The 1,007-nt window shown below is 48.7% G+C and carries 1 protein-coding gene and 1 pseudogene; both read left to right on the top strand.

Features of this window, described 5'->3' with window-relative positions:
• Positions 1 to 242: pseudogene (locus tag MiSe_RS49265) on the top strand (hypothetical protein); the annotation flags it as partial.
• Between the two features lie 245 nt (positions 243 to 487).
• Positions 488 to 838 carry a Rieske (2Fe-2S) protein gene (locus tag MiSe_RS49270; protein ID WP_226594884.1) on the top strand — a complete coding sequence of 117 codons (351 nt, stop codon included), beginning with the start codon at positions 488 to 490 and terminating at the stop codon, positions 836 to 838.
• The last annotated feature ends 169 nt before the right edge of the window (positions 839 to 1,007 follow it).

The raw sequence follows: 1,007 nt of genomic DNA on the forward strand, positions 1-1,007 counted from the left end.
GATCGGATCGTCCTGTTTCGTCTTCAGAAATGCCGGAACGGGAAAAAGTGCAGTTTTTGATTATCAGTTCCCGCGAAGGAGTGCAAGAACAAATCCGCAATTTTTACGTAATGGGATTTGCTCAGGTAGACGAGTGGAGTCCTATAGTGCCAGTACCCAATTCGGATCGGGTGATGACGATTCTGACTCGCTACCGCCAGCGACTTGCTAGCGATAAATCGACTCGGAAGTCGGGACGGTAACTGCTAGGGATTCGGATCTTGCACCGGCGCTGCCATCCCGCCAGCGATTAAAATCGCGCATCTTATAGCTGAAGTCCACGCGAGCGTGGACTAAAAGCTTTTCAGTCGGATTTATCCGACTTTCGCTATGAGACGGGGAATTTATTCCCCGTCGGGTGATGGCAACTCGTGCAAGATCTCGGCGATCGCACTGTCCCCGATTGCGGCAAACTGATAAAGCAGGTTGACCCAGAGAGGAGATCTATATGAGTTGGACTAAAGTTTTATCAGTTGATGCACTTGCCCCAGGTGCGAGAGAAGTGGTAAAAGTAGGCGATCGCAAGATCTTGCTGTTGAACCACGAAGGTCAGATGTATGCGGTAGATAACGCCTGTCCGCACCTGAAATTGTCGCTGAAAAAAGGCAAAATTGTAGGCGGGGCAATAGTTTGTCCTTGGCATCGCAGTGCTTTTGACTTGTCTACTGGTGCGGCGAAAGACTGGTCTCCCTGGCCTCCTGTTATGGGAAAGGTAATGGGTATGGTATCACAAGAAAAGCCACTGTCGGTTTTTCCGACTCGCGTAGAAGAAGGAAGCATCTGGATTGACGTGAATTAAGAATAAAAACTGCATCTGTGCATTCGTAGGGGCACGGCATCCGAAATAAAATTTCCCAGTGAAAATTTTATGATTGCCGTGCCCCGACCGCCAACGAGATTGTGACAACAGGTGCATTCGTAGGGGCACGGCATGGGAAATAAAATTTCCCAGTGAAAATTTTATGATT

Origin of the sequence: Microseira wollei NIES-4236 (genome assembly GCF_020521235.1) — a bacterium.
GTDB lineage: Bacteria > Cyanobacteriota > Cyanobacteriia > Cyanobacteriales > Aerosakkonemataceae > Microseira > Microseira wollei.

What these genes read in the sequence shown, in the direction of transcription:
- MiSe_RS49270 (WP_226594884.1), top strand. Translation starts at nt 488, where the DNA reads ATGAGTTGGACTAAAGTTTTATCAGTTGATGCACTTGCCCCAGGTGCG.